The 13,169-nt window shown below is 50.1% G+C and carries 11 protein-coding genes and 1 riboswitch; of the genes, 5 read left to right on the top strand and 6 right to left on the bottom strand.

What is annotated here, in order from left to right; all coding sequences use genetic code 11:
• The first annotated feature begins 41 nt into the window (after window positions 1-41).
• Window positions 42-272, top strand: a complete 231-nt coding sequence (locus G9G53_RS18025) for a glutaredoxin family protein (protein WP_007432162.1) — start codon at window positions 42-44, stop codon at window positions 270-272.
• A 93-nt stretch (window positions 273-365) separates the two neighbouring features.
• On the opposite strand, the gene G9G53_RS18020 is transcribed toward G9G53_RS18025, so the two are convergent.
• Window positions 366-1,538 carry an ROK family transcriptional regulator gene (locus tag G9G53_RS18020; protein WP_165149440.1) on the bottom strand — a complete coding sequence of 391 codons (1,173 nt, stop codon included), beginning with the start codon at window positions 1,536-1,538 and terminating at the stop codon, window positions 366-368.
• A 134-nt stretch (window positions 1,539-1,672) separates the two neighbouring features.
• Here G9G53_RS18020 and xylA point away from each other — a divergent pair, with 134 nt between their 5' ends.
• A complete protein-coding gene (gene xylA, locus G9G53_RS18015) occupies window positions 1,673-2,989 on the top strand; it encodes a xylose isomerase (protein ID WP_039273722.1) in 1,317 nt (438 codons plus the stop codon).
• A gap of 58 nt (window positions 2,990-3,047) precedes the next feature.
• Complete coding sequence (gene xylB, locus G9G53_RS18010) at window positions 3,048-4,571, top strand: xylulokinase (RefSeq protein WP_165149438.1); 1,524 nt, start codon at window positions 3,048-3,050, stop codon at window positions 4,569-4,571.
• 86 nt (window positions 4,572-4,657) lie between these two features.
• Here the strand turns inward: xylB and G9G53_RS18005 are convergent, their stop codons facing one another.
• Genes G9G53_RS18005 through G9G53_RS17995 form a run of 3 tightly spaced genes read right to left on the bottom strand, consistent with a single transcriptional unit; the run spans window position 4,658 to window position 7,117 of the window.
• Complete coding sequence (locus tag G9G53_RS18005) at window positions 4,658-4,834, bottom strand: FeoB-associated Cys-rich membrane protein (RefSeq protein WP_080658679.1); 177 nt, start codon at window positions 4,832-4,834, stop codon at window positions 4,658-4,660.
• A gap of 37 nt (window positions 4,835-4,871) precedes the next feature.
• Window positions 4,872-6,881 carry a ferrous iron transport protein B gene (feoB, locus tag G9G53_RS18000; RefSeq protein ID WP_165149436.1) on the bottom strand — a complete coding sequence of 670 codons (2,010 nt, stop codon included), beginning with the start codon at window positions 6,879-6,881 and terminating at the stop codon, window positions 4,872-4,874.
• Window positions 6,872-7,117, bottom strand: a complete 246-nt coding sequence (locus G9G53_RS17995; protein WP_029519210.1) for a FeoA family protein — start codon at window positions 7,115-7,117, stop codon at window positions 6,872-6,874. Before G9G53_RS17995 ends, feoB begins: the two co-directional genes overlap by 10 nt.
• Window positions 7,118-7,401: 284 nt before the next feature.
• Between G9G53_RS17995 and G9G53_RS17990 the strand changes: the two genes are divergently transcribed.
• Window positions 7,402-8,529 carry a transglutaminase domain-containing protein gene (locus G9G53_RS17990; RefSeq protein WP_165149434.1) on the top strand — a complete coding sequence of 376 codons (1,128 nt, stop codon included), beginning with the start codon at window positions 7,402-7,404 and terminating at the stop codon, window positions 8,527-8,529.
• A gap of 46 nt (window positions 8,530-8,575) precedes the next feature.
• Window positions 8,576-9,952, top strand: coding sequence for an MFS transporter (locus G9G53_RS17985; RefSeq protein ID WP_029519207.1), 1,377 nt, complete (start codon window positions 8,576-8,578; stop codon window positions 9,950-9,952).
• Between the two features lie 130 nt (window positions 9,953-10,082).
• On the opposite strand, the gene G9G53_RS17980 is transcribed toward G9G53_RS17985, so the two are convergent.
• Entirely contained in the window at window positions 10,083-11,549 is a 1,467-nt protein-coding gene (locus G9G53_RS17980; RefSeq protein WP_029519205.1) for an amino acid permease, read from the bottom strand.
• Window positions 11,550-11,683: 134 nt separating this feature from the next.
• A riboswitch (Lysine riboswitch) is annotated at window positions 11,684-11,886 on the bottom strand.
• A 121-nt stretch (window positions 11,887-12,007) separates the two neighbouring features.
• Window positions 12,008-13,141 carry a virulence factor gene (locus tag G9G53_RS17975; RefSeq protein WP_165149432.1) on the bottom strand — a complete coding sequence of 378 codons (1,134 nt, stop codon included), beginning with the start codon at window positions 13,139-13,141 and terminating at the stop codon, window positions 12,008-12,010.
• Window positions 13,142-13,169: the final 28 nt, after the last annotated feature.

The raw sequence follows: 13,169 nt of genomic DNA, 5'->3' as shown, positions 1-13,169 counted from the left end.
AATAAATATGATGTAACAAAATAAATGATGAGGTGATATTCATGGAAAAAGCAATCGTATACACATCTACAAACTGCCCGCATTGCCGTCAAGTAAAAAGCTACTTGAGTGAAAAAGGCGTGGAGTACGAAGAACGCAACATTGAAACCAATGAAGCTTTTGCTCAAGAGGTTTGGGATATGGGCATTCGTGCCGTTCCATTGACTTTGATCGGAGAAGAACGTATTTCCGGTATGAACAAAACCAAGTTTGAAAAAGTGTTGAACGCTTAATCCAACCTAACAGCAGACGACGGTCCTATGATCGTTATATGGTTAAGAAAAGGCTCCTATCGCAGCTACATACTGCAATGGGGGCCTTTTTACTTATAAGGACACGCGTACACGCCCGAGAAAAGGAGCGGTTGCTGCATAGGCGGCGCCTAGCATCGTCGAACGGCTGCCAAGCGTGGAGAAACGAATCTGTAGTTGCCGACGGTGATAGGGCAAGGCACGTTCGTCAATCACTTCACGCATACTTTGCTCCAACCAAGGTCTGGCTTCCGCCAGTGGACCGCCAATGATAAGCATCCCGGGGTTAAGGCTGTTCACAATGCTGGTAATACCCACACCCAAATATCGTCCAATATCTTCAAGGACGCTTAATGTACTCGCTTCACCTTGCTGAGCAAACGGCAGTAATTCCGCTGTATTATGTGCAGGCAGTTTCAATGTGGATGATGCATACGCCTTCTCTGAAGCATACAGCTCCCAGCAGCCGCGACTACCACAGGAGCAGAGCCGTCCGTTCCAATCAATGGTCATATGACCCGTCTCTCCGGCGTACCCCCAAGCTCCTTGATACGGTTTGCCGTCAATGATAATCCCGGCCCCGATTCCAGACCCTGCACTGATGTAGACCAGATCCCGCACCAGCTGTCGGTGATCGCCGTCCATACCATAGTACAACTCGCCCTGCGCGCCGACGTTGGCTTCGTTATCTACTACGACGGGCAGACCTAGCTCAGCCTCAAGCTGCTGCCGCAGCGGAACCCCTTCCCAGCCCAGATTGGGTGCGAACAGCACGGTTCCGGTCTCATCCACCATACCCGGTACCCCCAGTCCAATGCCGACAATACCATGAGGGGAGGGAGGAGTGACCTGCATAAGCTCCTGAACGAGCTTTCGAATCTGTTCCATAACAAAGGCGGGATCATGCTGGGTTAGAGAAAAGGTAAGCTCCGTTTCAATGGTACCTGCCAGATCGGTCAGAGCGCCCTTGATGTACTGTACGCTGACCTCAATACCGAGTACAAAGCCTGCACGGCTATTGAACAGCAGCATTAAAGGCTTACGCCCACCGCTGGATTCTCCTAATCCTGTCTCATACACCAATCCATCGGTAATGAGCTCTGCCACCAGATTGGAAACGGTTGCCTTGTTTAATCCAGTTTGACTGGATAACTGTGCCCGGGATAGCGGAGCATGAAGGCGAATACGCTCCAGCACAATGGATTTATTCAGCTTTTTGACAAGCGCCTGATCGCCAGTGACATTCATGGTTCATTCACTTCCTGTTGGTGTAATTCCTGATATTATATCATAAAAACAAACTTAGTTTAAGCAATAGACAAAGTCTTTTGGCTGTGCTAGAATCGTTTTTGTAAACGTTTACTATAAAGGAGGAACTTATAATGGCTTATTTCGAACAGGTATCTAAAATTAACTTTGAGGGCAAGCAATCCGACAATCCTTTTGCGTTCAAATTTTATAATCCACAGGAAATTGTAGCGGGAAAAACGATGGAGGAGCATTTACGTTTTAGCATGGCCTACTGGCATACACTGGTTGCAGGCGGCTCCGATCCTTTTGGTGTAGAAACAGCGGAACGTCCATGGTCCAAGTTTACCGGGCTGGATTTGGCGAAGGCACGTGTGGAAGCTGCCTTTGAACTGCTGGATAAGCTGAATTTACCTTATTTCGCTTTCCACGATGTGGATATTGCACCGGAAGGCGCGTCATTGAAGGAATTTTACAGCAATCTGGATACCATCGTGGATCTGATTGAGGACCATATGAAAGCTACGGGGAAAAAACTGCTGTGGAACACGGCGAACATGTTTAGCCATCCACGTTATTTGCATGGGGCTGCCTCGACTTGCAATGCAGATGTATACGCACACGCAGCTGCTCAGATTAAAAAAGGACTGGAAGTGGGCAAACGTCTGGGCGCAGATAACTATGTTTTCTGGGGAGGCCGTGAAGGCTACGAAACACTGCTGAACACGGATTTGAAGCTGGAGCAGGACAATTTGGGACGTATGTTCCATATGGCCGTAGACTATGCGCGTGAAATTGGCTTTGACGCTCAGTTCCTGATTGAGCCAAAACCGAAGGAGCCAACGAAGCATCAGTATGATTTTGATGCTGCGACGACGATTGCTTTCCTGCAAAAATATGATCTGGATCAACATTTCAAGCTTAATCTGGAAGCTAATCATGCCACCTTGGCGGGTCATACTTTTGATCATGAAGTGCGTGTAGCACGGATTAACGGCATGCTGGGATCACTGGATGCAAATCAGGGAGATTTGCTGCTGGGCTGGGATACGGACGAATTCCCGGTTGATCTGTATGATGCGACCCTGACGATGTATGAAGTGCTGCAAAATGAAGGCTTGGGCCGTGGTGGTATCAACTTTGATGCCAAGGTGCGCAGAGCATCGTTTGAGCCAGAAGACTTGTTCCTCGCGCACATCGCAGGTATGGATACGTATGCGAAGGGGTTGAAGGTAGCTGCCAAACTGATCGAGGATCGTGTGTTTGAGGACTTTATTGAGAAGCGCTACAGCAGCTTTAAAGAAGGTATTGGAGCAGACATCGTATCCGGAAAAGCAACGCTTGCTTCTCTGGCTGAATATGCTCTGGCGAACGAAACACCACGTAAAAACGTATCCGGTCGCCAGGAATATCTGAAAGCAACATTAAATCAATACATTTTGGCTGACTAATACCAGAATTCTATATATGTAATAGAAGCTGCACGATAACAGGGAAGGAGGTACTCCAATGCAGGAGAAGCTAAATCAGGAGCAGGAGCGCTATGTCATCGGCGTAGATTTGGGTACCAGCGCGGTCAAAACGGTGCTGGTTAACCGCAAGGGGCAGGTGGCTTATGAAACCTCTCAGTCTTATCCGCTCCATCAGCCGAAGGCAGGATATAGCGAACAGCATCCTGAGGACTGGGTCAGTGGCACGTTAGCATCACTGAAACAGCTTGTGGAGAAGGCCGGAATCGGCGGCACAGATGCCGTAGACGGTATTAGCTTTTCGGGACAGATGCACGGGCTTGTGCTGATTGACAAGGAAGGCCAAGTGCTTCGTCCGGCTATTCTGTGGAATGACACGCGTACGACAGCACAATGCCGTCGTATTGAAGAACAGCTCGGGTCGGACCTGCTGAATATCGCACGTAATCGCGCGCTGGAAGGCTTCACGCTGCCCAAGCTGCTGTGGGTGCAGGAGCATGAGCCAGACGTGCTGGCCCGTGCGGCACATTTTATGCTACCCAAGGATTATGTGCGCTACTGTCTGACAGGAGAGCTGGCGACGGAGTATTCGGATGCGGCGGGTACGCTGCTGCTGGATATTGCGAACAAGCAGTGGAGCGAAGAGATCGCTGCCGCGTTTGATCTGCCGTTGTCGCTGTTCCCATCGCTGGTGGAATCCTTTGATCAGACGGGTACGCTATTGCCGGAGATTGCGGAGCAGAGCGGGCTTTCGCCTGAAACGAAGGTCTTTGCAGGTGGGGCGGACAACGCATGCGGCGCGATTGGTGCCGGCATTTTGAGTGAAGGCCGCACCCTATGCAGCATCGGCACCTCAGGGGTTGTACTTTCTTATGAGGAACGCAAGGATATTGATGTGCAGGGGCGGGCACATTTTTTTAATCATAGTGAGCAGGATGCTTATTATATTATGGGGGTTACGCTCGCGGCCGGATACAGCTTGACCTGGTTTAAGGATACCTTTGCACCAGAGCATTCTTTTGATGCACTATTGGCAGATGTGAATTCTATTGAGCCGGGCAGCCAAGGGCTGCTGTTCACGCCTTATATCGTTGGCGAACGTACACCTCATCCGGATGCAACCATTCGAGGCAGCTTTATCGGGATGGATGCGGGACATAAGCTTGCGCATTTTACACGAGCGGTACTGGAAGGAATAACGTTTTCGCTCAAGGAATCTATAGATATTCTTAGAGGGACGGGCAAAACGGTGAATGAAGTGATTTCCATCGGCGGCGGTGCGCGTAATGAGGCATGGCTGCAAATGCAGGCAGATATTTTTAACGCGGATATCATCAAGCTGGAAAGCGAGCAGGGACCTGCCTTGGGGGCGGCCATGCTGGCTGCTTATGGTAGTGGCTGGTTTGAATCTCTGCAAGCGTGTGCTGAAGCATTTCTGCATGAAGCAGCGAGATATTCGCCGAACCCGGACCGTGTGGCACAGTATGAAGGTCTATACGAGCTGTATCGTGAAGTTTACTTGCACACGCGAGAGCTAAATGAGCATTTGGCAGTGTATCGCTGAATACGGTGAGCTTTAAGCGTAAATAAGAAGCGGCTTCGGGTGTAAGAAACCCCCGAAGCCGCTTTTCATGTGATGATGAGTTGGAATTAAATACTTTTCTTGATTTTCGCATAATCTTCATGCATAGAGCTGGCTGCACAACCCGGACATGACTTGCTCGACGAACACCCCGCACAGGCGCCTTGACGGCTTTTTCGCAAAAATCGTACCAGCACCCACGCACTATAACCGAGGATCGCCAATAAAATGATGATATTGATCATGGAATTCACTTCCTTTTATTTACTATAGGGCCTGACTTTAACCCCAACCTAATAATCTGCCGCATTGATAGATCAAGACGGCAATGATATATGCAACGGCCAAAGGATAGATCACAGAAAATGCGGTCCAACGCCACGAAAGGGTTTCTTTACGAATGACCGCTACCGTAGCCAGACACGGAACATACAACAGAATGAACACCATAAAGCTAAGAGAGGCAAGCGGTGTAAAGGCATGTCTGACTTGTAGTTCAAGTCCCTGCATATCAGGAACGTGGTAAATAATATTCATCGTTGATACGACAACTTCCTTGGCCATAAAGCCTGTGAGCAGGGAAGCGCCTGCTTGCCAGGTGCCAAAACCGAGAGGGGCCAGTAATGGAGCGAACCAACCTCCCACGGTGGCAAGCAGGCTGTCATCCATTTCTACCCCGAAACCTTGCGGACCGAAATTGGACAAGAGCCAGATACCAACGGAACCTGCAAGAATAATCGTTCCAGCTTTACGGACAAAGCCTTTGACCTTCTCCCATGTGCTGCGGAATAGCGTAAGAGCCTGCGGCACTCGATAGGGAGGAAGTTCCACGATGAAGAGGGAGGGTTCACCCGACAAAATGGATACTTTGGAAAAAATTTTGGCAAGTATAAGTGAAACGATGATTCCTAACACATACATCAGCATGATGATGCTTGCCGCATGTGTTGGGAAAAATACACCCGCAAACAACGCATATACCGGCAGGCGGGCCGAACACGACATAAAGGGCACCAGCAACGTGGTAATGAGACGTTCTCTGGGCTGTTCAATGGTGCGTGCCGCCATAATCGCAGGGACATTGCAGCCAAATCCGATGATGAAGGGAATGAAGCTTTTCCCGTTTAAGCCCACGGCTTGCATCAGACGATCCATGAGTATCGTGACCCGTGCCATATACCCGGAGTCTTCGATCACCGAGATAATCAGAAATAAAATAGCAATTTGAGGCAGAAAAACAAGCACACCCCCGACTCCAGCCACGATGCCGTCCACGACTAGACTTTGCGTAAAGGCAGACGCGTTCAAGTGAACGAGTAATTCAGAAATCCAACTGCTGAGTGCACCTGAAAAAAATCCATCCAGCATATCTGAAAGGATCGTACCCGCCCAATCGAAGGTGAACTTGAAGGTAGCGTACATCAGCAGCAAAAAGATCGGAATCCCCAGATACCGGTGAGTTAATAGTGCATCTAGCCTATCCGTTAGGCTGTGCGGCTTGAGCTTGGAGGTGTCGAGTGCCTTGGTACACAGATCAGCAATCCATGCTGTTCGTACAGAACGAATATGCTGAGCAGGCGTGATGGCACAGCCTTCACTGAGCAGCTCTTCTTCGCAACGGCGAATACGCGCAGTTACTTGTTCACGCTGCACCTCATCTGTCATCCATTCCATGACGACAGGATTGTTTTCCAGACATTGCAGTGCGGCCCATCGGAGTTGCGGTACAGATGCATTCGGCAGTAAGTTGCAAATATCATGAATAGCCGCTTCGACGGCTGGGCCGTAATCCAGTTGAAAAGTATTGGATGCATGTCTTACTTCTCGAAGAGATGCGAGCATTTGCTTACTTCCACTACCTGTGCGTGCCACCATAGGAATGATGGGAACGTTCAATTGTTCAGCCAACAATTCCTTGTTTACGCGAAGACCCGTGGCATCAGCTACGTCAGTCATGTTTAAGCCAAGTACAAGGGGACGGCCATATTCCAGTAGTTGTACGGTCAGATACAGATTACGCTGGAGCTGGGAGGCATCCACGATATTGATCAGGGCCGCAGGCGGCTCTTCCAGCAAATATCGGGTTGCAACACCTTCATCCAGCGAAAGAGGGAGTAAAGAGTAGGCACCTGGCAAATCCACCAATACGGCAGACTTGTCACGCAGGAGCCCTGTTTTCTTTTCCACGGTGACGCCGGACCAGTTCCCTACTTCTGCATACGTACGAGTCAGCTTGTTGAATAATGAGGTTTTTCCTGTATTGGGATTGCCAAATAGAGCGATCATGTCCATGTCGGAACGACCTCCAGTTGTTTCACTTGATTTTGACGGAGGCCGACCAGTTGGCCGTTGCATTCAATGACGATCGGGCCGCCCAATAAACTGATTTTTTTTAAGCGTATGATGGAACCTTCGTTGATGCCCATGTCTGTCAAGCGGCGGCGCAATGAGGGATGAAGAGGGTCAAGGGATTGCAAACGCACAGTCTGACCTAGTGGCGTACGAAGAAGTGAAATACATTCTGGCATGGTGTTCAGCCTTTCTGATCTAGAATGAGAATCAATATCATTTACTTCCGATGCCAGTACCATATCATGAGGATACTTAGATTGCTGTGATAAAATTCGCTGCGAACGACATGTTTGCCCCTTGCTCCCATCTGTTATATCGCCGAGTATGTGTGTCGCAACCTGTCTTTTTAACTGTCCCATTACTCGTCTGCAACCGACAAAACTAGAGCGCTTGGGGCAACTGTTTTTATGGTAAGATAGAGCTGTTTATAACTATGCTAAGAAGGGCAGGAACGCTCTGTATGAACAGAAAAATCGGGGTTAGGCTTGTAAAATGTCTGGTTGCGGGTGCAGCGCTGGCTGTGTTGCTGCCGCAGGCTGTGGAGTGGGGCAGCAATGTGTATGCGGCGTCGATCAAGCCGGCTCCATCGGTATCATCGCAGCAGCTTCAGAACAAGCTTTTACAGGCAATGGCTACGCGGAGTGAAACGCTGACCTTTACATATCAAGGGCGAGTGAACGGTCTCAAACAGCAATTACAGACGGCCATCCAACAGGCCATGGAGAGCGATCCGTATGTGAATTATACGACCAAAAGCTACGCATTCAGCTATACAGGCACAACGACCTCCGCTCAGGTTACGATTCGTTTAAGCTACCGGGAGACGAAGGAACAGACAGCTTATGTGGATAGCACAGTTAAAGCGGTGCTGGGGGATATTATTACGAAGGGAATGACGGATCATGAGAAGGTGAAGGCCATCCATGATTGGATCGTCGTTCGCCTGAAGTATGATGAAGCACAGCAAAAGTACACAGCCTACGATGGCCTGAAAACGGGAAGCACGGTCTGCCAGGGTTATTCACTGCTAGCCTATAAAATGCTGGAACGTGCAGGCATTACGAATCGGATTGTGGAAGGTAGAGCAGGGGGACAGCTGCATGCATGGAATCTTGTTTTATTAGATGGTCGATGGTATCACATGGATACGACATGGGATGATCCAACCCCAGATCGCGCGAACGAAGTAAGCACTTCATATTATCTGCTGACGGATACCGAAATGCGGCGGGATCACTCATGGGTGAAACCGTATCCTCAGGCGAATACATCGTATCGGGAAACCTTATCAGCACTGGTAGCTGCCGGAGGATCAAAGGCTGCTGTGTATCAAAAACTGTACAATACCCTCGAATATCCGCTGCAAGATGGTAAGGGTCTGGTTAAATCATCCGCCGACATCAAGGAACAGGTGCGTAAGATTGTAAATAAGGGAGGGACGACGCTTACCTTCGCCTATCAGGGAACAGAGCGAAGTCTCAAGGAGGATTTACAGTCCTTATATCAACTCGGCTTAAAATCCATTTCTTATCAGATTACGGACCTTGGAAGTACCGGCAATCTTCGGGTAACCCTGAAATGGACCTAATCATCTGCTGTAAAAAGCTACATTAACAAAGGAGTATTTTATTTATATGCACAGGCGTTCCTTTACCTATTTGCTTGGCACGCAGACCATGTCCAATGCGGCCGACATTCTTTATATTATGGCACTTGTGTCTTTGGTTTTTCATGAAACAGACTCCATCTTCTCTTCGGTGCTCGTTCCGTTGCTGCGAATGGGGGCACAGATGATCAGCGGCTTTTTAGCACCGCTCATTTTGGCCCGATTCCAGCTTCCTTTTATTTTATTCGTTTCTCAGTTCGGGCAACTGGCTTTCTTTGCTGTTCTGCTGGGCCACTTGTGGTCAGCAGGCACGGAGCCGATATGGGTGATTGTGTTTACGTTGGTGGCAGCCATGTCCTTTCTGGACGGATGGACTACGCCTGCGCGTAATGCGCTGATTCCTCGCCTTGCGTCCGGGGAAGGACTTATGCGGGCAAACAGTCTGGTATCGGTCAGCGATCAGACGGTGCAATTAGCGGGGTGGGGGCTTAGTGGTGTGCTCGTAGCCATGCTAGGTTCGGAAAAAACACTACTGGTTGCTGGCGGATTATATATGATAGCCATGATCTTCACCAGCCTGATTCGAGATCCACTAGAGGGCAAAGCTCATTATTTGCTGCAACCTGGAACAAGGGTGCGAGGTGGAGATGTCTCAGTTTTCGAAGCTCTAACTGAACCCGGGCAAGGGCATCATGACTTGCCTCCTGCACAGTTGGAAGATACACTATATGGCCCGGAATCTGAGAGCCCCACACTACCTCCCAAGCGTAAAAAGGAAATACTTCGTGAAGGCTGGAGCCTCATCGGAGCCAGTCGCAGACTGAAAGCTCTTATTTTTATGGATATGATTGACCTTCTAGGGGGTTCGGTTTGGGTAGGCGCGTTCACGCTTGCTTTCGCTCAGCAGGTCTTGCACAAAAGTGAGGCATGGTGGGGATACATCAATGCAGCGTATTTTGCAGGAGCGATTGGCGGCGGTATCGTGGTCCTCGCCTGCGTCAAGTATTTGCAGCGCAGACTGCTGCCCGCCATGTTGGCGGGGATGGCAGGTTATGGGCTGCTGACAGCTTGGTATGCACTGAACACATTACCGCCACTAACGCTGCTTATCGTGCTGTTGATGGGACTACCTGCGGAAATGTCCGTCGTATCCCGCCGTACGATGATGCAAATGAGTGTGTCTGTACATGATTTGCCTAAGGTGCTGTCCGCCCAGGCTACGCTGACAAGCCTAACGTTTTGTATTTCGCTGCTTTTAATGGGCTGGATTGCAGATCATTTGGGTATCGTTAATTTGTACTTGTTTTCAGCAGGGTTGACGCTGATTGCTGTCATATACGGTATTTTTAGTCGTCGTGCCTTATCTATGTCTTTATCAGCTGAAGTAGCTGCTTCTTCCAAATAAACAGAAAAAGAAAAAGAAAAGGCCCGTCTCCGGGCATATACAGGTGAACATGCGGATAAACAGTCTTGGACCAGGTTTACCAGCGTGTTCTCCCTGATATGTGGAGACGGGCTTTTTTTAATGTCTTCTATTATTTATCCGAAGAAGCATCCGGGCTCAAATCACATTCTTTTAATGGCACGATTTTAGTACGTTTGGTCCATTTGTAGCCGAGCCACAGCAGAAGGAATAGCGGCACACTCATGTACGTAGCGATCATCGTTTTCCAGTCAATCTCCTGTCCGGTGAAGGCATCCGCCCCTTGCCCGATAATGACAATGATACACAGAGCGAAGGCGAACAACGGGCCAAATGGGAACCAACGGGCTTTGTATGGAAGCTCACTCAGACTGTGACCCTGTGCATTAAAGGCACGGCGGAAACGATAATGGCTGACTGCAATTCCGACCCACGTAATAAATCCGCACATTCCAGAAGCATTCAGCAGCCAGTTATAGACTACACCGTCTCCATACAGGGAGGCGAGAAAGGCTAGCATACCGACAGCGGTCGTGATCAGCAGCGCGTTCATAGGAATGCCGCGTCTATTGATACGTCCGAGGAAACGCGGGGCTTTACCTTCTCGTGCCAAAGCGTACAGTACCCGAGTGGCCGCGTACATACCCGAGTTACCTGCCGACAATACGGAAGTCAAAATAACGGCGTTCATAACAGAGGCAGCAATCGCAAGCCCTGCTTTTTCAAATACGAGCGTGAACGGGCTGACCCCGATATCACTGATATCTCCCCGCAGCAGATTCGGATTGGTGTACGGAATGATCAATCCAATCACGAGAATTGCGAGAATATAAAAGAACAAGATGCGCCAAAAGATTTGACGGATGGCGCGCGGCACATTTTCACGCGGATTTTCGCTCTCTCCAGCGGCTACCCCAATCAGCTCCGTTCCCTGAAAGGAAAAGCCCGCTGCCATGAATACGCCCAGTACAGCAAAGAATCCACCATGGAACGGGGCGTCTCCTACCGTGAAGTTGGCAAAGCCGACCGCAGGACCACCCATAATGCCGAAGATCATCAGCACACCTACAGTCAAAAAGATGACCACAGTCACAATTTTAATCATGGCGAACCAGTATTCAGACTCACCGTAGCCTTTGACGGTCAACGCGTTCAGTGCGAAGATTACGGCCAGGAATAACAGACTCCACCAGGCAGAGTGACTTTCCGGGAACCAGTATTTGATCAGCACGGTCGCTGCTGCCAATTCGGCAGCAATCGTCACCGCCCAGTTGTACCAGAAGTTCCAGCCCATGGCGAAACCAAAAGCCGGATCGACGAAGCGACCTGCATAGGTGTTAAAAGAGCCGGATTCAGGCATAAATGTAGCCAACTCACCGAGGCTGGTCATAAGGAAGTAGACCATGAGGCCAACTGCTGCATAAGCCAGCAGGGCACCACCGGGTCCAGCTTCGGCAACTGCGCCTCCACTGGCGAGGAACAGACCTGTTCCGATAGAACCGCCGAGGGCGATCATCGTCATATGGCGGGCTTTGAGACTTTTACGCAAGGTTCCGTCAGATGTTGCTCTGTGTTGCACGTTCAAACACTCCTTCATGAAATTGTATTTCATGTCAGGGCAAGAGCTAGAAGGAGGGGGAGTATATAAATCAAAAAACCGCAGGGAATACGCCTGCGGTTTTGTCTATGCATTCCGCACCATACCTTCTTCTATAACAAGATAGCTCAACACACGTGTCTGTGTTAGGACAGCGTGTGACAGTTCTGCTCCTTTCGGTTAGCAGCCCCAGCATTCGGAGTATTTACAAAGAGTCAGCTCCGCATACTTCGGCGGGTGTACCTTTCCACTGGAATCTCAGACGGCTCTTATCGTCTCCTCCGGTGTACCGATTACATCCGCGACCTCTACCTCATCATAAAACAGGGTTGATGAGGTGTATGACATGATATTTTATTGTATAGCGAATTACAGTATATCGTACCTGTACATCTTCTGACAATCGACAATTTTTTGAAAATCACTCGTAGAATCTTAAATTAAGAGTTCCGCTTGGCCATCTGCTGCCAAACTGTGCCTGCGGCTTGTTCGCCTGATTCGATGCGTTCCAGCGCCATTTTAGCCTGTAGACTGACCTCGAATTCGGGATCATCGACCGCCTTCTCCAACGCATCACGCGCATCCTCGGTTCCCACCTCGTATAAAAAACGTGCCGCCCGCCAGCGCACCAACTTGCTGCTATCCGACAGGGCTCCGATCATTGCACTGGTAGCGACCGGATCGCCGATGTCCGACAACGTGTCGCCTGCGGTGCGGCGTACTGCCGCTGAAGGATCGCGCAGCGCCTCGGCTAGCAGTTCCATCGCCTCCGGTGAGCGAATATCGCCCAGATAGACGACGCCCAGTCGCCGCAGCTGCATTTTGTCGTCATGCAGCGCTTGCCGGATAAGCGGCAAATGCTCGGGCGTCGGGTCCAGCCGATCCAGCGCAGCGTAGCGTGTACGCCAATCTTCGTGTTGCAGGGCCTGCTCCAGCTCGGCATCGCTCCACTCGCGGCGTTCCTCCACGAATTCGCTGTTGTTTGCGCCGTGGGCAATCGCTTGTTGGATAATCTGCTCCAGCCGCTCTTGTGGAAAGGCTGCCTCCAGTTCCTGCTCAACCTCACGTGCAATGTCCGGCAGTTCACCATAGCGGACGCCGTAATCACTCAGCTTGCGTTCCTTAATCAGCGTTGCGCTCGCTACACGGGTAACGGCTTGCACAAAGCGGTCGGACAAGGAGATTCGTTCCTCCTGATGCCCTGCCTTGACTCGAATTTGCATAGGAAGGCCGCGAAAAAATTGCACAAAAACCTGTGCCTCGCCAAACGCTTCTCCAGAGGTTTCCTCTGGCAAATCCCAATTGGCGTCAGCGCCTTCCTCGCCTAGCTGATCTCGGACTTGACCCAGAATGGTAGACCAATCTGCATTCCCTTTGCGGTCAAGGGCTACAAAATCGGTCGTGTGAAACACGCTTTTGACCCCTTCAATGCCCAGCATGCGCCGGATAAATGGGGGAGCGGAACGCTCATTGTCTCGTGTATATGTTCTGCGGATACCCGCTTCCAGTCGCTCATCCAGATGCAGCATCATGGTGTTCGGACTGGGAGTTGGCTCGATAGATGTTATTTTCATAGCTCAGTACAGCCTCCTGTTCAAAAGT

It is taken from the genome of Paenibacillus sp. EKM206P (genome assembly GCF_011066155.1).
GTDB classification, from domain to species: Bacteria; Bacillota; Bacilli; order Paenibacillales; family Paenibacillaceae; genus Paenibacillus; species Paenibacillus polymyxa_D.
This window is presented reverse-complemented; position numbering and strand designations above follow the sequence as displayed.

Excerpts from the sequence above, each read along its gene's own strand:
- G9G53_RS18025 (WP_007432162.1), top strand. The coding sequence starts at position 42 with ATGGAAAAAGCAATCGTATACACATCTACAAACTGCCCGCATTGCCGT.
- G9G53_RS17990 (WP_165149434.1), top strand. The coding sequence starts at position 7,402 with ATGAACAGAAAAATCGGGGTTAGGCTTGTAAAATGTCTGGTTGCGGGT.
- G9G53_RS18005 (WP_080658679.1), bottom strand. The coding sequence starts at position 4,834 with ATGATCAATATCATCATTTTATTGGCGATCCTCGGTTATAGTGCGTGG.
- G9G53_RS17985 (WP_029519207.1), top strand. The coding sequence starts at position 8,576 with ATGCACAGGCGTTCCTTTACCTATTTGCTTGGCACGCAGACCATGTCC.
- G9G53_RS18020 (WP_165149440.1), bottom strand. The coding sequence starts at position 1,538 with ATGAATGTCACTGGCGATCAGGCGCTTGTCAAAAAGCTGAATAAATCC.
- G9G53_RS17975 (WP_165149432.1), bottom strand. The coding sequence starts at position 13,141 with ATGAAAATAACATCTATCGAGCCAACTCCCAGTCCGAACACCATGATG.
- G9G53_RS17995 (WP_029519210.1), bottom strand. The coding sequence starts at position 7,117 with ATGCCAGAATGTATTTCACTTCTTCGTACGCCACTAGGTCAGACTGTG.
- xylA (WP_039273722.1), top strand. The coding sequence starts at position 1,673 with ATGGCTTATTTCGAACAGGTATCTAAAATTAACTTTGAGGGCAAGCAA.
- xylB (WP_165149438.1), top strand. The coding sequence starts at position 3,048 with ATGCAGGAGAAGCTAAATCAGGAGCAGGAGCGCTATGTCATCGGCGTA.
- feoB (WP_165149436.1), bottom strand. The coding sequence starts at position 6,881 with ATGGACATGATCGCTCTATTTGGCAATCCCAATACAGGAAAAACCTCA.